The following is a 14,191-nucleotide window of genomic DNA, read 5'->3' as shown; positions in this document are numbered from 1 at the left end:
GTCGGCGATGCTGGCGTTCCGCCGGCTGCGTGCCGGGCGGCGCGCCGTGGGTTCAGTCTCGGTCGCGCGCGGCGAACAGCGCGGCGACCGCCGCGCGGTGTTCGGGCGTCGCGTGCGCGAATGCCTGGTACGACGCGGACAGGTCGAGCAGCGTGTCGAGGCTCGTATGCCGGCCTTCGCGCAGCAGCCGCTTGGTCAGGCGCAGCGCGATGCCCGAGTGGCGCGCGATGCGTTCGGCGAGCGCGTGCGCATGGGCGAGCAGCTCGCCGCCGGGCACGACGCGCGACACCAGGCCGTGGCGCAGCGCCGTTTGCGCGTCCATCGCGTCGCCGGTGAACGACATCTCGGCCGCGACCGCCGCGCCGACGATCTGCGGCAGGAACCACGCGCCGCCGTCGCCCGGCACGAGGCCGAGCGCGATGAAGCTTTCCGCGAAGCGTGCGCCGTCGGCGGCGATGCGGATGTCGCACATGCACGCGAGGTCGGTGCCGGCGCCGATGGCCGGCCCGTTGATCGCCGCGATGGCCGGCACTTCGAGCTGCTGGAACGCATGGGCGAGACGCTGGATGCCGCGCCGATAGCTCGTCCGGATCGCCGCGAGGTCGTGCGGCTCCGACTCGGCGAGCGCCCGCATCGCCTTCACGTTGCCGCCCGACGAAAACACGGCGCCGGCGCCCGTGAGGACCAGCACGCGGATCGATTCGTCGCGGTTCGCGTCGTCGCAGCACGCAACCAGCGCGTCGATCGCATCGGTATCCGAAATGGCGTTGCGCGTTTCGGGGCGGTTCATCGTGACGGTCAGGATCGGTCCCTGCCGTTCACGGATCAGAAAGGCTGACATGATGTCTCCGTTTGTTCTGTACCGCGGGGCTTCACGCCGCGGGCCGAAGCCTAGTATCGTCACGACGGTTGGCGGCGGGAAATTCCGTTCCACATACGTGGAAGGGCTCGCCGGGACGGCGCGGAGAGGACGGAATGAGCGGAAACGTGGTCAAGAGCGCGGCGCGCGTGTTCGAGGTGCTGGAGCTGTTCAGCGAGCTGCAGCGGCCGCTGAGCGTGCGCGAGATCGCCACGCGCTGCCGCTATCCCGGTTCGAGCGCGGCGGCGTTGCTGACCAGCATGAAGGTGCTCGGCTACCTCGCGTACGACGAGCGGACGCACGCGTATGCGCCGACGGTACGCCTCGTCAATCTCGGCGAAGCGCTCGTCGATTCGGCGGCGGGCAGCCGCCGGTACTGGCACGCCGTGGCGAAACGGCTGGCGGCCGGCACGCGGGAGGCCGTCGTGATCGCGGTGCAGAGCGACCTGTACGTGCAGTACATCGACGCCGTCGAGGGCGCGCACCGGATTCCGGTCCATTTCTATGCGCCGATCGGCACGCGTCGCGAGATCTGCATGTCGGGGCTCGGCTGGGCGCTGCTGAGCCTGCAGCCCGACGGCACGATTCGGCGGCTCGTGTCGCGCAGCATCCGGCGGATCGGGAAGTCGGGCAGGACGATCGACGAGGACGTCGTGCTGGACAAGGTCGACGAGACGCGGCGGCTCGGCTACTCGTATTCCGCGAATACGGTGACGCAGGGCGCGGCGATGATCTCGATGGTGATCGCCGACGGCTGGAACGGCATGCCGCTTGCGATCGGCGTGGGCGGGCCGGTGGAGCGGATCGACGCGCGTCGCGACGCGATCGTGCTCGCGATGCGCGACGCACTGGCCGAGCGCATGGACGAAACGGTCGGCTAGCGGCGCGGCGGAGTGCCCGCACGGAGCGGGTTCCGTCGGCATCGGGCGGACGACGGCATGCTTTCATCCGGCGTCGACGCGCGCTTCACGTATCGGTCTGCTTGCCGCGCACAGTGCGAGTGGCGCGCACCTTCGCATAGAATCGGAGCGTTGCTTCACCCCTGTCCGGTTGCATTCCCGCGAGGTCGCCATGTCATTGAACGCGCCGCTTTCCGGCGTCCATATCGTCGAATTCGAAGGTCTCGGCCCCGGCCCGCTCGCGGGCTGGATGCTCGCCGGGATGGGGGCGCGCATCACGCTGATCGCGCGCCCGGCCGGCCGCACGAGCGCGCCGGACGCGCTGCAGGGCCGCGCCGGAGATTTGCTTCGCGAAGGCAAGGCGATCGTCGAACTCGATCTGAAGACGCCGGACGGCCGCGCCGAAGCGCTCGCGTTGATCGCGCAAGCCGACGCGCTGATCGAAGGATTGCGTCCCGGCGTGATGGAGCGCCTCGGCCTCGGGCCCGCCGATTGCGCACGCGGCAATCCGAAGCTGGTGTACGGACGCATGACGGGTTGGGGCCAGCACGGCCCGCTCGCGGCCGCCGCCGGGCACGATCTGAATTACGTCGCGCTGACCGGGCTGCTTTCGTTGTCCGCACCGCGCGATGGCCGGCCGGGCCTGCCGCCGACCGTCGTCGGCGACGCGGGCGGCGCGCTCGGGCTCGCGTTCGGGATCGTCTGCGCGCTCTTCGACGTGCGTGGCGGCGGTCCGGGGCGCGTGGTCGACGGAGCGATCGTCGACATCGTGTCGATGCTCGGTTCGCTCGCGCTGTGGGCGCGCGCGAACGGCCAGCTCGACGGCGCGCAGCCGAGCCTCTTTCACGACGCGCCGTTCTACGACGTGTATCGCTGCGCGGATGGCGAATGCGTGACGATCGGCGCGCTCGAACCGCCGTTCTACGCGCTGCTGGTCGAGCGGCTCGGGTTGACCGATCTCGATCCGGCATCGCAGTACGATCGTGCGCGCTGGCCCGCGCTGAAGACGCGTTTCGCGGCGGTCTTCGCGCAGCAGCCGTCCGCGCACTGGCGCGTGCTGCTCGAGGGCACCGACGCATGCTTTGCGCCGGTGCTGGGCATGGCCGACGCGGCGGCGCATCCGCACAACGCGGCGCGCGGGATCTATCGTACCGACGAGAACGGCAACCTCAGGGCGCGCATGGCGCCGCGGTTCCTGCCGCTGAATGAAGAGGATGCGGGCTGACGAGCCTGCCGCGCGCCGTGTTCCGCCGGCGTGCTCGCCGTCACGCGACGATCACGCCGTTTCCTCGGGCGCATCCGGCATCTTGCCGTCGCCGACGCGGTTGATCGTGCCTTGCGCGATCGCGACGAGCCGCTCGTGATCGCCGTCGATGACGAACACGTGACACTGGCAGGTCGCCTGATGCCGCCCCGCGTAGACCACCTTCGCGCGGGCGACGAGCGTGCCGTTTACGGCCGGCCGCAGGTAATTGATCTTGTATTCGGCGGTGATGACGCGCGGGCCGAGCACGAGCGCGCCGGCGAACGTCAGCGCATTGTCGGCGAGATAACCGATGACGCCGCCATGCACGAAACCGTGCTGCTGCCGCAGTTCCTCGCGCACGGGCAGACACAGCGACACCTCGTTGTCGCCGATATGCATCAACTGCGTGCCCAGCAACATGCTGAACGGTTGCGCGCGCAATGCGCCGCGCGCGTGGTCCGTGATGTCCGTCATCGACTTTCCTCGCAATGCGTGTCCGCTTGCGCTGAACTCTAGGAAGGGGGCTGCGGATAAGCAAGGAAATTCGTCCGCATTTCTTGCGATGGCCGGCGCGATGCGGCGCGATTGTTGCGGCGAATGCGGGAGTTGTGCTCGTGTGCGGGCGAATCGGCGTGAATGGCGGCCGCATCGCTGAACGACCAGACCTCGCACCTGATGCCGGCGGTGTCGGTGTTCGAACTGGGTGACGCGCGCGGGGTGTCGCTCGCCGACGCGGATTACGCGCCGGTCGGCAGCGCCGCGTAGGCGGTCGCGAGGTGGTAGGGCGTCGTCGACGGCATGTCGGCGCGCGATACCTGCCCGTCGGCCGTCTTGCATTCGAACCAGCCGCGCGGATGCAGGAAGCGCGCGGCGAAGCGCCCGATCTGCCGCGCGAGCGGCGCGGAGGCCGGCGCGCCGCCGTGCGTCGCGCGCGCGCGCAGGTATTCGGTTTGCGCCCAGATCCGCTGCGTCGCGTCGGTGCAGGCGCCTTGCGCGTCGAGCGCCGCGCAGACGGCGCCCGTCTGCGTATCGACGCCGTGCCGTTCGGCGAATGCGTACGCGCGCGCGAGCGCGTCGGGCAGGCTGGTCTGCGCGAGCCGTGCGCCGGCCGCGTCGACCAGATAGAACCATTCGAACTGATGGCCGGGCTCGAAGCGGTTGCCCGCCGCACCGAGCGGCAGCTCGGCGATGCAGCCGGTCGCCGGATCGACGAACGTGCGCTCGACGGCCTGCGCGGTGCGCAGGAGCGCATCGTCGAACGCCGCGTCGCCGAATGCGTCGGCGGCGGCGAGCCACGCTTCCGTCAGGTGCATCAGCGGGTTTTGCAGCGCGCCGCTGCCCGATGACGAGAAATCGGCGTGACGCGCGGCGTCGAGCAGCGCGTCGCCCGGCCGCGGCGCGAAGCGGTCCTGGATCAGTGCGGCGGTGTCTTCGGCGATCGTGCGCGCGGCGGCGTCGCCCGACGCCGCATGCCATGCGGCGCATGCGAATACGATGAACGCGTGCGTATAGAGGTCCTTCGTCGTGTCGAGCGGCGCGCCTTGCGCGTCGACGCTGTAGAACCAGCCGCCGTGGCGCGAGTCGCGAAAGCGGCTGCACAGCGAGTCGAACAGCGTGGCGGCGTGCGCGGCGTTGCCGGCCTGCGCGAACACGAACAGTTGCCGCGCGCACGCCATTGCGCGATAACGGGTGACGGGCAGCGGTGCATGCGTGGCCGGATCGACGGCTTCGAACGGCAGCCGCAGCGTGTGGTCGAACCCTGACCCCTGCCAGATCGGCAAGATGACGTGCGCGAAATGGTCGCGCAACTGGGCGGCCTGGGCGGAAGCGGAGTCGGGTGCGGACATGGCGGGGTAGAGCGCTTGGATCGAATCGGGTCGGCGTAGCCCGGAGCGGCGCGGCCGCGGCCAAGGATATAACATTCCACACGACCGGCACCAGAAAAGGAGGGGAAAATCGGATGCTCAGCAATCTGGAACTCGTGATGCGGCTGGTTCTCGCGGCGGCGCTCGGCAGCGTCATCGGCTTCGAGCGCGAGCGCCTGTCATGGGCGGCGGGCCTGCGCACGCACATGCTGGTGTGCGTCGGCTCGACGCTCATCATGATCGTGTCGGCGTTCGGTTTCGCCGACGTGCTCGGCAGCAGCGACCACATCGTGCTCGATCCGTCGCGGATCGCCGCGCAGGTGGTGTCGGGCATCGGCTTCCTCGGCGCGGGGTCGATCCTGCTGCGCGGCGAGATCGTGCGCGGGCTGACGACGGCCGCGAGCCTGTGGTCGGTGGCCGCGATCGGCCTCGCGGTGGGCGGCGGGCTGTATGTCGCGTCGATTTCCGCGACGATCATCATCCTGATCATCCTGGCCGGCATCAAGCCGCTCGAGCGGCGTTATTTCACGGTGCGTCAGCGCCGTCAGCTCGCGTTGACGGTGACGAGCGGCGCGCTGACGTTCGATTCGCTGCACGCGGCGCTCGGCCCCGACAGCGCGCGCGTGAAGCAGTTCATCGTGCAGCGCGCCGACGACACCGGCGAGCACGACGAGGTGCGCATCGCGCTCGGGCGCGTGTCGGATCTCGAATACCGCGCCATCTGCGACAAGCTGCGCGGGCTGTCGTGCGTCACGCGATTCGAAGAAGGCAACGGGTTGATGGGCGACGAATAGCCGGCATCGGATCGGTCGACGCGGGCATCGGTCATGCGACAATGGCCGTCACTGATTCCGTTCGACATCCGGTTCCGCGTTCGCGAGCCCGTTATCCGACTCCATGACCGAATCCGTTTTCCTGCCTCGTTCCCGTTCTCGTTCCAATCGTTCGTCGGCCCGTGCGCGGCCGCGCTCGGCCGCGGCTGCCGGCAATACCTCGGCGCGCACGACCGCGCGACCGGGCAATGCGCCGGCCGGCGATGCACCGCGCGACGAACGCACGCTCGACCTGTTCGGCGATCCGGTGCTGGAGCCGGCCGCGCGTGCCTCTGCCGCGGTGCGCGATGAAGCCGTTGCCGAAGTTGACGCAGTGGCCGGCGACGACACCGGGCGGCAGGCGACGCTGGACGGGTTCAGCGCGTCCAGCGGTGCGGCGCGCGGCGATGCGGAGGGTGCGGTGGAGCAGGCCGCTGCCGGCGCGACGATGAACGAATCCGCAGCGACGCACGGGAAGCGCGATGCGCTCGGCGACGATGCCGTGCGCAGGGTCGATGCCGATGCGGGGAAGGGTGCCGATGTCGCACGGCAGTCGGAGGGCATCGTTGCGATCGCGGCCGATGAACCGGCAACCGATGCCGGCCTGACGGAGGTGTACGCCGTGTCCGATGCGTCCACAACGAAGATCGAACAGTCGACGGCGAACGCCGTTGCGACGGACGGTGCCGCCGCCGATCGCTCCGCGAAGCCGGGTAATGACGCTGACGGCGTCGACGTGGCAACCGTTCCGGCCGACGCCGCGCGGACACCCGACGCGACCACGAAGGGCCGCCGTGCATCCTCGAGCGGCAAGCGTCGTGCGACTGCTGGCGCCGGCGCAGCCGCGACCGTGACCGCCGTGCCGGCATCGACCGGATCGACCGCTGTGCCCGACCCCGCGCCATCCCTTGAACAACAAGCGGTTCCGGAGCCTGTCGAGCCTGCGGCGACCGCGAGCCCGCACGACGCCGACCGACCGGTCGCGGCACCGGCTTCGGCTTCGGCTTTTGTTTCCGCTTCGGCCGAGGTACAGCCGGTGGCGTCCGTGGCTTCCTTCATGACGAAGCCGTCGGCCGACCGCGCGCAAGCGGCTGCGCCGAACGCTCCGGCCCTCGATCCGGACGCGCAACTGCGTCCGTTGTCGGAGCGGCTCGCCGCGCTGCAGGGCGAGATGGCCGGCGTGAAGCGCGCGGCGGATCGCGAGATGCGTCGGGTCAACCGGTTGCTGCTGGCGCTGGCGTTCGTCGTGTTCGCCGCGCTCGTCACGCTGGTGCTGCAAACGCGGCAGATCGCGAACCTGAAGCAGGAACTGGACGTCCGGCAACAGCGGGTCGATCGGCTGGCCGCCGATCTGTCGACGCAGCAGGCGACGCTGATGACGCTCGCCGAACATCACGAAGCGCTGCTGTCCCAGGTCGACCGGCTTCAGCGCAACGCGAACCGCGAGGCAGCGGCCGCGAAGCGTGCGCGTCGAACCCGATAAAACCCGGTAAATACTCCGACCCTACCTGCAAACCCAAGACCGGCAAGGATGGTCGGGCCGGGCCGCTGCTCAGGGCCCGCACAGGTGCGGCAAGCTGATGCGACGCACTGGCAGAGTTTAGGGAAAACCCTTAGAATGGAGTCCGTCTAAGGGGAAACCCTAGCATTCTCTGTCAGGAGTCTCACATGAGCTTCATTCTCGCCCTGCTGCAAAAGATCGACGACCTCTTCGTCTCCCCGCACCTGCCGCTCGACGCGGAATATTCGTACGCTGCGCGTCGCGCCGAAGCCGAGCGCGTGCGTCGTGCGCATCTCGTCCCGATCGTTCTGTACCGTCGTTGATTCGTTGATTCGTTGATTCGTTGATTCGTTGATTCGTTGATTCGTTGATTCGTTGATCGCGCGTCGCGCGCGGCCGGATCGATTGCGCTGCGTCAGGCATCCAGTCTCTTCCGCACGTACCACGACAGCGGCAGCGTCGGTAGCAGAACCGAAGTGAGTGCAAGCAGCGCCGCAGGCACGCCTGCGATTCGCCGGGTCGACCGAACAGAACCGGCGACAGCGCCGATGGTGCCCGTATAGAACGGCGCAAACACCTGTTCGCGTTTTCCTTCGGCAGCCAGCATAGCGGGCGGTGTCAGGGCTGTGCGTGCGCCCGATGGAGATTTCGCCTTTCAGATCGCTCATCGTGATTGTTCCGTGCAAGGTCGGGGTCGGCCATTTACTCAGAACGTGGCGGGGATGCACAGGGAGCGGGCGCCTTGCGAGCAGCGGTTTCCCGATCCGGCCGCCAGCGCGGCGACCTGCGCGATCTGCATCGCGCGCGAGTGCGATCGTCCCGCTACACTGGAAATTCGATTGACCTCGCGACCCCGGGCCATGCTGCAGATGCGGCCGATGACGGCCGGCGAATTCCACGCATACCGCACGCGCGCCATCGACGGCTACGCGCGCGATCTCGTGTCGTCCGGGCAGAACGCGACCGACGACGCGGCGGCCCGCGCCCGTGCCTGCTTCGACACGTTGCTGCCGGACGGTCTGCTCACCTCCGGCCAGACGCTCGTCCAGCTGATCGACGCCGTCAGCGGCGACACCGTCGGCGACCTCTGGTACGCGATCGTGCCTGAAGGGCCGAACCGCACGCTGTTCATCTACGACCTCGACATCGTCCCGTCCCGGCGCCGCCAGGGCTGGGCGACGCGCGCGCTCGATGCGCTCGAGGCCGAAGCACGCGCGCATGGCGTCACGGAGATCGGGCTGTCGGTGTTCAATCACAACGCGGCCGCCCGTGCGCTGTATCGGGCGTGCGGCTTTGCGCCGATCACGACGACGCTGATCAAGCCGGTCGTATCGGGCTAGCGACGAAGATTCGAACACGGCAGGCGCGCTGTTTGCGGTTCGACACGATTTCACGAGCGTGCGTGAGTGACTGGTGAGGCGCTGTGGACAGGCCCGTCAGCCCGGTTCGATGTTTTGAAAGCGGTGCGCTCCAACCGGCATGGCGACTGAAATTCCGGCGTAGCTCGTACGATGGGCGGGCCAATGACTTGGCCTACTCAAATCGTCAACAAACGGGGATAACGAGCGATGGAGAACAAGTACGCTGCCGAACGCGGTATCCCGACCATACCAGCTTGTGCGCGCGCTTCAATTGCGCTCCGATTCGATGGCCGTTTTTTGGTCATGACGGGCAGTGCAACCGGGATATATCCTGCAGTTTCCGGTCGTCCGGATCATCGCGGCAATTTCGATTATTCGAGCGCTCGCCAGCAGATGGAAAATGTGGGGCCTATACCACCCGGTCGATACTGGATTCAGCCTTCCCAAATGTGGACGAATCGCTGTACAACCTTGCTTCACGCGCAGCATGGGGCGATTACCGACTGACCATTCACGTCATGCCCGGAACCCGAACGTTCGGTCGCGGTGGATTCTTTATCCACGGTGGCACGCACGCAGGGTCCGCCGGCTGCATCAATCTTCATGCCGGAATCGAAACTTTCGTTCGAGAGATCGAAGCGGCAACGAAGGGCGCGCCCGAGTGCTACGTTCCGCTGGAGGTTCAGTACTGACATGCGAGAAAACACCCGTTGCGCATCTTGATCGGTGCGGCACTGCTGATTTCGATCCTGCTCGTTTTCGCGTTCAACGCGATCAATCTCAATGAGGCGTACGGCGACGGTCCGCCCTACTACGCGCGCACGACCAACATGGATAAGTGGACGAATCCGCTTCCATTGCTGGGTATGGTCGACGGCGCGATGCTGGTCGCGATCGGCGCGTATTGTTTCTGGATGCGTCGAAGCCGATGAACCCTGCGCGCATGGCGGCAAGCGGGCGGGCTGCTGCCCCGCCCGCTTTCGTACCGTGCTTCCTTATCGCGCGCGCCCCTTCCATCTGCGCAACAGCAACGCGTTCGTCACGACGCTGACGCTGGAAAACGCCATCGCCGCGCCCGCGATCACCGGGTTCAGCCAGCCGAGCGCCGCGAGCGGCACACCGATCAGGTTGTAGACGAACGCCCAGAACAGGTTCTGCTGGATCTTCCGGTACGTGCGCTTCGAGATGTCGATCGCGTCGGCGACGAGCGCCGGATCGCCGCGCATCAGCGTGATGCCGGCCGTATGCATCGCGACGTCGGTGCCGGTCGCCATCGCGATGCCGACGTCGGCCGCGGCGAGCGCGGGCGCGTCGTTGATTCCGTCGCCGACCATCGCGACGATCCCGCCATGCGTGCGCTTCAGTTCCGCAACCACGCGCGCCTTGTCGTCGGGCAGCACCTGCGCATGCACTTCATCGATCCCGAGCGCCGCCGCGACGGCCGCCGCGCTGCCGCGGTTGTCGCCCGTCACGAGCGCGCTCGCGACGCCGCGCGCCGACAGCGCCGCGATCGCGTCGCGCGCGCCGGGCTTCACGGTGTCGCCGAACGCGATCAGCGCGAGCAGCGCGCGCGGCGCGTCGGCGCGCATCAGCCATGAAATGGTGTTGCCCGCCCGTTCGAGCTCCGCGGCACGGGTGTCGAGTTCGGGCGGCACGACGATGCCGAGTTCGTCGCGCCAGCGCGTGCTGCCGAGCGCGAGCAGTTGTCCGTTCACGCGTGCTTCGACGCCGCGTCCGGCCACCGCGCGCGCATCGGCCGCGACGGGTGCGTCGGCCGGACCTGCCGCGTCGCGTCGTGCCGCGACATCCGCATCGTGTGCGGCGACCACGGCGCGCGCGAGCGGGTGATCGCTGTGCCGCTGCACCGCCGCGGCGATGGCGAGCGCCTGTTCGCGCGGGACGCCGACGGCTTCGAACGCGGTCACGGACGGCTTGCCTTCGGTCAGCGTGCCGGTCTTGTCGAACGCGATCACGGTGGTGCGCTGGGCGAGTTCGAGCGCCTGCGCATCCTTGATCAGCACGCCGTGGCGCGCCGCGACGCCGGTGCCGGCCATGATCGCGGCGGGCGTCGCGAGGCCGAGCGCGCACGGGCACGCGATGACGAGCACCGCCACCGCGTTGAGGATCGCCGTTTCGGTGCCGGCTCCGGCGATCAGCCAGCCGATCAGCGTCAGCACCGCGATGCCGAGGATCGCCGGCACGAACACTTCGCTGACGCGATCGACGAGCCGCTGGATCGGCGCTTTTTCCGCCTGCGCGGATTCGACGAGCCGGACGATGCGTGCAAGCGTGGTTTCCGCGCCGATCGCGGTGGTTTCGACCACGAGCGCGCCTTCGCCGTTGATCGAACCGGCCGTCACCGGATCGCCGTCGTCCTTCGGCACCGGCAGGCTTTCGCCGGTGATCAGCGATTCGTCGACGTGCGAGCGGCCCGACACGATCCGGCCGTCGACGGGCACGCGCTCGCCGGGGCGAATGCTGACCGTCGTGCCGACGCGCACCTGCGCGAGCGGCACGTCGCGTTCGACGCCGTGCTCGACGCCGTGCTCGACGCCGTGCTCGACGACGCGCGCGCGGTCGGGGCGCAGCGCGTTCAGTGCGCGGATCGCTTCGGTCGTCTGGCGTTTCGCGCGCGCTTCGAGCCATTTGCCGAAGCGCACCAGCGTGACGATGACGGCCGAAGCCTCGAAATACAGGTGACCGGGATCAGCGGGGTCGCGCAACAGCATCCAGAGGCTCAGGCCGAATGCGGCCGATGTGCCGAGCGCGACGAGCAGGTCCATGTTGCCCGCGCGGGCCTTTACCGCGTGCCAGGCCGCGCGGTAGAAGCGTGCGCCGAAGCCGAACTGGACGATCGACGCGAGTACGAGCTGGAGCCAGCCGGGCAGCATCGCGTCGATGCCGAGCGGCGCGACGAGCATCGGCACGACGAGCGGCGCGCTCAGCACCGCCGAGCCGATCACGAGGTTGCGTTCGCGGATCGCTTCGCGGCGCTTGCGGGCGTCGGCGGTTTGCGCCGGCGCGGTGGCGCGCGAGCCGGTGTCGGCTGCAGCACCGGCTTCCGGCGCGGCGGCAAGCGCGGCGCGGTAGCCGGCCGTCGTGACCGCCGCGATCAGCATCGCGGCATCGAGCGGGCCGGCGCCATGCACCGACGCGCGTTCGGTCGCGAGATTGACCGATGCGCGCGCGACGCCCGGGACGGCGGCCAGTGCTTTCTCGACGCGGCCGGCACAGGAGGCGCACGTCATGCCGCCGATGTCGAATTCGAGATCGGCCGAGGCAGACGATGAAGTGGAAGCAGGCGGTGGGGTGGTCGCGACCGGTGTCGCGCCATAACCGGCTTGCGTGACGGCATCCACCAGCAGCGACGCCGAAACGCCCGGCGCGGCGTCGACGGTGGCGCGCTCGGTCGCCAGATTGACCGACGCACGCGTGACGCCCGGCACCTTCGCCAGCGCCTTCTCGACGCGCGATACGCACGATGCGCAGGTCATCCCGTCGATATCGAGTTCGGTCGTCGCAACGACCGGCGCATGCGACGCCCCAGCCGCTTCGCCAACCTGCTCGCGCACCGTCGCACGATATCCCGCCGCGCCGATCGCCTCGACGAGCTGCGCCGGCTCGACCGTGTCCTGCACGGTCGCCGTCGCGGCATGCGCATCGAGATCGACCGCGGCCTCGACGACGCCCGGCACGGCGGCCAGCGCACGCTGCACGCGGCCCGTGCAGCCGCCGCAATGCATGCCGTCGACGCTCAGTTCGATCGTTTGCAGCGCCGCGGACGCGAGTGATTCAGTCATGTCGGATTCCCCAAAAGCGCGGTTCGTGCCGCGAATGATCCCAGTATCAACATTCCCATGATAGGAAGGTCAAGCGCCGGCGACGATTCGACGCATGGACGGGCGTCTGCCGCGCCTGTCGGCCCGTGCGGAGGGCCGACGCGCCCGGTTCGTGACGCCGGATCGACGGAATGTCCGGCTGACGACGGCCGGCTACCGCCCCGCCCGCTAATCGGCATATTGGGGGATGCCCTTAGGCGCTATGATACCGGCCTGACATCAGCGCCCGCCGTCGCAAAGCGGTGGCCGGCAAGCTGAGGCGCCTTGCTTTCGTCGGTCGCGCGTCGAACAGGGCATTGACTGAAAAGAACGATATTCGGCCAGTAATCAATGATTGAAAACCTACGAGAATCAATTTCTCCGCGCCGCGCCGGTGCGTCGCTGGTCATGGCGGCGCTGCTGACGGGGTGCGCGTCGCAACCCGATGCGATCCAGCGGAAAACCGGCTGGATGCGCGCGGAAGTGGCCGACTCCTATGTGTATGCCTATCCGCTCGTGCTGATGGATGTCGCGAAGGAAGCCGCGACGGGCGGCGACGGCGCGCAGCCGGGCCAGGCGCCGCTCAATACGCTGCGTCATGCGCAGGCATTGCCGCCGGTCGGCGCGCTGAACCCGCCGCTGCCGGGCGTCGACACGCTCGACTCGAGCGGCTGGCTCGACGTCGGCGCCGAGCCGGTGATCGTCACGCTGCCCGACACCCGCGGCCGCTATTGGGATGCCCGCGCGCTCGACATGTGGACGAACGTGCTGTGGTCGTCGTCGAGCGTGGCGGCACGTGCGGCTCGCGGCGGCGTGCGATCGCAAACGATTGCCTTTGCGGCGAAGGACTGGCAGGGCACGCTGCCGCAGGGCGTCGCGCGCATCGACGTGCCGTCGGCCCACGCGTGGCTCGAAGTGCGGCTGCAGACGAGCGGCGGCCGCGACCTGACCAACGTGAAGAAACTGCAGCGCGCGATTCGCGTGGTGCCGCTGTCCGTCTATACGGGCGCCGCGCGCGGCGCGTCGGTCGCGGTCCATGCGGGCAGCGCGCCGTCGGAGGCCGCGAGCGGCGGTACGCCGGCCGAGCAGGTGGCCGCGCTCGATCCGAAGGCGTTCTTTACGCGCTTCGCGCGGGCGCTGCAGGACAATCCGGCCCCGGCCGACGACGCACATGCGCAGGAACTGCTGAACGACATCGGCGTGTCGGCCGGCTACCCGGTGCCGTGGACGGGCGACCGCCTGAATGCCGCGACGGCCGGCGTCGCCGAAGCGCGCGCGCGGCTCGCGGCGGCGCCGCCGAACCTGCTGAACGCGAACGGCTGGAGCTGGATCGGCGACACGGCCGGCAAGTACGGCCAGGATTACGCGCTGCGCGCCTATGCGGCCTATACGCAGTTCGGCACCGCGACGCGCGACGACGAGACGCTCGCGCTCGTGCGCGTCGACAGCGACGGCCATCCGCTGAACGGCGCGAACCGCTACGTGCTGCATTTCGCGCCGGGCGCGCTGCCGCCGGTGCGCGGATTCTGGACGCTCACGCCGTACACGACGGGCGGCGCGCTGCCCGACGTCGGGTCGGCCCGCCGCTCGCTCGGCGATCGCGACCGCCTGCGCCGCAACCACGACGGCTCGATCGACGTGGTCGTGTCGGGCTCGCCGGCCGGCGCGCACGGCGCCAACTGGCTGAACGCGCCGCGCACCGAATTCACGCTCGCGCTGCGGCTGTACGCACCGAAGCCGCAGGCGAGCGATGGATCGTGGATGCCGCCCGCCGTCGTCCGGAAATAACGTCCGGAATGAACGGATGACGGCCGCCGCTGTCCGAACGGC

At 69.0% G+C, this 14,191-nt stretch carries 16 protein-coding genes; 9 read left to right on the top strand and 7 right to left on the bottom strand.

Going from position 1 to position 14,191, the window contains the following annotated elements; all coding sequences use genetic code 11:
- Positions 1-52: 52 nt before the first annotated feature.
- Positions 53-841, bottom strand: a complete 789-nt coding sequence (locus DCN14_RS13810) for a crotonase/enoyl-CoA hydratase family protein (protein WP_096507805.1) — start codon at positions 839-841, stop codon at positions 53-55.
- A gap of 134 nt (positions 842-975) precedes the next feature.
- Between DCN14_RS13810 and DCN14_RS13805 the strand changes: the two genes are divergently transcribed.
- Both DCN14_RS13805 and DCN14_RS13800 read left to right on the top strand, forming a co-directional pair.
- Entirely contained in the window at positions 976-1,740 is a 765-nt protein-coding gene (locus DCN14_RS13805) for a helix-turn-helix domain-containing protein (protein ID WP_096507804.1), read from the top strand.
- Between the two features lie 190 nt (positions 1,741-1,930).
- Complete coding sequence (locus tag DCN14_RS13800; RefSeq protein WP_096507803.1) at positions 1,931-2,983, top strand: CaiB/BaiF CoA-transferase family protein; 1,053 nt, start codon at positions 1,931-1,933, stop codon at positions 2,981-2,983.
- Between the two features lie 51 nt (positions 2,984-3,034).
- On the opposite strand, the gene DCN14_RS13795 is transcribed toward DCN14_RS13800, so the two are convergent.
- On the bottom strand, positions 3,035-3,478 hold the full coding sequence (locus DCN14_RS13795) for a PaaI family thioesterase (protein WP_096507802.1): 444 nt from the start codon (positions 3,476-3,478) through the stop codon (positions 3,035-3,037).
- A gap of 162 nt (positions 3,479-3,640) precedes the next feature.
- Here DCN14_RS13795 and DCN14_RS39020 point away from each other — a divergent pair, with 162 nt between their 5' ends.
- On the top strand, positions 3,641-3,769 hold the full coding sequence (locus tag DCN14_RS39020) for a hypothetical protein (protein WP_275404962.1): 129 nt from the start codon (positions 3,641-3,643) through the stop codon (positions 3,767-3,769).
- On the opposite strand, the gene DCN14_RS13790 is transcribed toward DCN14_RS39020, so the two are convergent.
- A complete protein-coding gene (locus tag DCN14_RS13790) occupies positions 3,742-4,851 on the bottom strand; it encodes an AGE family epimerase/isomerase (RefSeq protein WP_096507801.1) in 1,110 nt (369 codons plus the stop codon). The genes DCN14_RS39020 and DCN14_RS13790 overlap by 28 nt on opposite strands.
- 113 nt (positions 4,852-4,964) lie before the next feature.
- Between DCN14_RS13790 and DCN14_RS13785 the strand changes: the two genes are divergently transcribed.
- Entirely contained in the window at positions 4,965-5,663 is a 699-nt protein-coding gene (locus DCN14_RS13785) for an MgtC/SapB family protein (RefSeq protein ID WP_096507800.1), read from the top strand.
- 48 nt (positions 5,664-5,711) lie between these two features.
- Here the strand turns inward: DCN14_RS13785 and DCN14_RS39150 are convergent, their stop codons facing one another.
- Positions 5,712-6,740 carry a hypothetical protein gene (locus DCN14_RS39150; RefSeq protein ID WP_346265267.1) on the bottom strand — a complete coding sequence of 343 codons (1,029 nt, stop codon included), beginning with the start codon at positions 6,738-6,740 and terminating at the stop codon, positions 5,712-5,714.
- Between DCN14_RS39150 and DCN14_RS39145 the strand changes: the two genes are divergently transcribed.
- Together DCN14_RS39145 and DCN14_RS38415 are read left to right on the top strand one after the other, a co-directional pair.
- Positions 6,739-7,164 (top strand): hypothetical protein, encoded by a 426-nt coding sequence (locus DCN14_RS39145; RefSeq protein ID WP_346265266.1) that lies wholly within the window; start codon positions 6,739-6,741, stop codon positions 7,162-7,164. The genes DCN14_RS39150 and DCN14_RS39145 overlap by 2 nt on opposite strands.
- A gap of 185 nt (positions 7,165-7,349) precedes the next feature.
- Positions 7,350-7,505, top strand: coding sequence for a hypothetical protein (locus tag DCN14_RS38415; protein WP_006481665.1), 156 nt, complete (start codon positions 7,350-7,352; stop codon positions 7,503-7,505).
- A 92-nt stretch (positions 7,506-7,597) separates the two neighbouring features.
- Here the strand turns inward: DCN14_RS38415 and DCN14_RS13775 are convergent, their stop codons facing one another.
- Positions 7,598-7,789: a hypothetical protein gene (locus tag DCN14_RS13775; protein ID WP_205212586.1), complete on the bottom strand. Its 192-nt coding sequence runs from the start codon at positions 7,787-7,789 to the stop codon at positions 7,598-7,600.
- A 253-nt stretch (positions 7,790-8,042) separates the two neighbouring features.
- Between DCN14_RS13775 and DCN14_RS13770 the strand changes: the two genes are divergently transcribed.
- Positions 8,043-8,522 carry a GNAT family N-acetyltransferase gene (locus DCN14_RS13770; protein WP_096507798.1) on the top strand — a complete coding sequence of 160 codons (480 nt, stop codon included), beginning with the start codon at positions 8,043-8,045 and terminating at the stop codon, positions 8,520-8,522.
- A gap of 497 nt (positions 8,523-9,019) precedes the next feature.
- Here the strand turns inward: DCN14_RS13770 and DCN14_RS37960 are convergent, their stop codons facing one another.
- Complete coding sequence (locus DCN14_RS37960) at positions 9,020-9,238, bottom strand: hypothetical protein (protein WP_162826200.1); 219 nt, start codon at positions 9,236-9,238, stop codon at positions 9,020-9,022.
- Between the two features lie 21 nt (positions 9,239-9,259).
- Between DCN14_RS37960 and DCN14_RS13760 the strand changes: the two genes are divergently transcribed.
- Positions 9,260-9,475: a hypothetical protein gene (locus tag DCN14_RS13760; RefSeq protein ID WP_172441940.1), complete on the top strand. Its 216-nt coding sequence runs from the start codon at positions 9,260-9,262 to the stop codon at positions 9,473-9,475.
- A 63-nt stretch (positions 9,476-9,538) separates the two neighbouring features.
- Here the strand turns inward: DCN14_RS13760 and DCN14_RS13755 are convergent, their stop codons facing one another.
- Complete coding sequence (locus DCN14_RS13755; protein ID WP_096507796.1) at positions 9,539-12,343, bottom strand: heavy metal translocating P-type ATPase; 2,805 nt, start codon at positions 12,341-12,343, stop codon at positions 9,539-9,541.
- Positions 12,344-12,712: 369 nt separating this feature from the next.
- Between DCN14_RS13755 and DCN14_RS13750 the strand changes: the two genes are divergently transcribed.
- On the top strand, positions 12,713-14,149 hold the full coding sequence (locus tag DCN14_RS13750; RefSeq protein WP_096507795.1) for a DUF1254 domain-containing protein: 1,437 nt from the start codon (positions 12,713-12,715) through the stop codon (positions 14,147-14,149).
- Positions 14,150-14,191 lie beyond the last annotated feature (42 nt).

This window comes from Burkholderia sp. IDO3 (assembly GCF_003366075.1).
Lineage (GTDB): Bacteria > Pseudomonadota > Gammaproteobacteria > Burkholderiales > Burkholderiaceae > Burkholderia > Burkholderia anthina.
The sequence above is the reverse complement of the archived record's forward strand: the minus strand, read 5'-3'. Positions and strand labels throughout refer to the sequence as shown.

Excerpts from the sequence above, each read along its gene's own strand:
- DCN14_RS13810 (WP_096507805.1), bottom strand. The coding sequence starts at position 841 with ATGTCAGCCTTTCTGATCCGTGAACGGCAGGGACCGATCCTGACCGTC.
- DCN14_RS13805 (WP_096507804.1), top strand. The coding sequence starts at position 976 with ATGAGCGGAAACGTGGTCAAGAGCGCGGCGCGCGTGTTCGAGGTGCTG.
- DCN14_RS13800 (WP_096507803.1), top strand. The coding sequence starts at position 1,931 with ATGTCATTGAACGCGCCGCTTTCCGGCGTCCATATCGTCGAATTCGAA.
- DCN14_RS13795 (WP_096507802.1), bottom strand. The coding sequence starts at position 3,478 with ATGACGGACATCACGGACCACGCGCGCGGCGCATTGCGCGCGCAACCG.
- DCN14_RS39020 (WP_275404962.1), top strand. The coding sequence starts at position 3,641 with ATGGCGGCCGCATCGCTGAACGACCAGACCTCGCACCTGATGCCGGCG.
- DCN14_RS13790 (WP_096507801.1), bottom strand. The coding sequence starts at position 4,851 with ATGTCCGCACCCGACTCCGCTTCCGCCCAGGCCGCCCAGTTGCGCGAC.
- DCN14_RS13785 (WP_096507800.1), top strand. The coding sequence starts at position 4,965 with ATGCTCAGCAATCTGGAACTCGTGATGCGGCTGGTTCTCGCGGCGGCG.
- DCN14_RS39145 (WP_346265266.1), top strand. The coding sequence starts at position 6,739 with ATGACGAAGCCGTCGGCCGACCGCGCGCAAGCGGCTGCGCCGAACGCT.
- DCN14_RS39150 (WP_346265267.1), bottom strand. The coding sequence starts at position 6,740 with ATGAAGGAAGCCACGGACGCCACCGGCTGTACCTCGGCCGAAGCGGAA.
- DCN14_RS38415 (WP_006481665.1), top strand. The coding sequence starts at position 7,350 with ATGAGCTTCATTCTCGCCCTGCTGCAAAAGATCGACGACCTCTTCGTC.
- DCN14_RS13775 (WP_205212586.1), bottom strand. The coding sequence starts at position 7,789 with ATGCTGGCTGCCGAAGGAAAACGCGAACAGGTGTTTGCGCCGTTCTAT.
- DCN14_RS13770 (WP_096507798.1), top strand. The coding sequence starts at position 8,043 with ATGCTGCAGATGCGGCCGATGACGGCCGGCGAATTCCACGCATACCGC.
- DCN14_RS37960 (WP_162826200.1), bottom strand. The coding sequence starts at position 9,238 with ATGTCAGTACTGAACCTCCAGCGGAACGTAGCACTCGGGCGCGCCCTT.
- DCN14_RS13755 (WP_096507796.1), bottom strand. The coding sequence starts at position 12,343 with ATGACTGAATCACTCGCGTCCGCGGCGCTGCAAACGATCGAACTGAGC.
- DCN14_RS13750 (WP_096507795.1), top strand. The coding sequence starts at position 12,713 with ATGATTGAAAACCTACGAGAATCAATTTCTCCGCGCCGCGCCGGTGCG.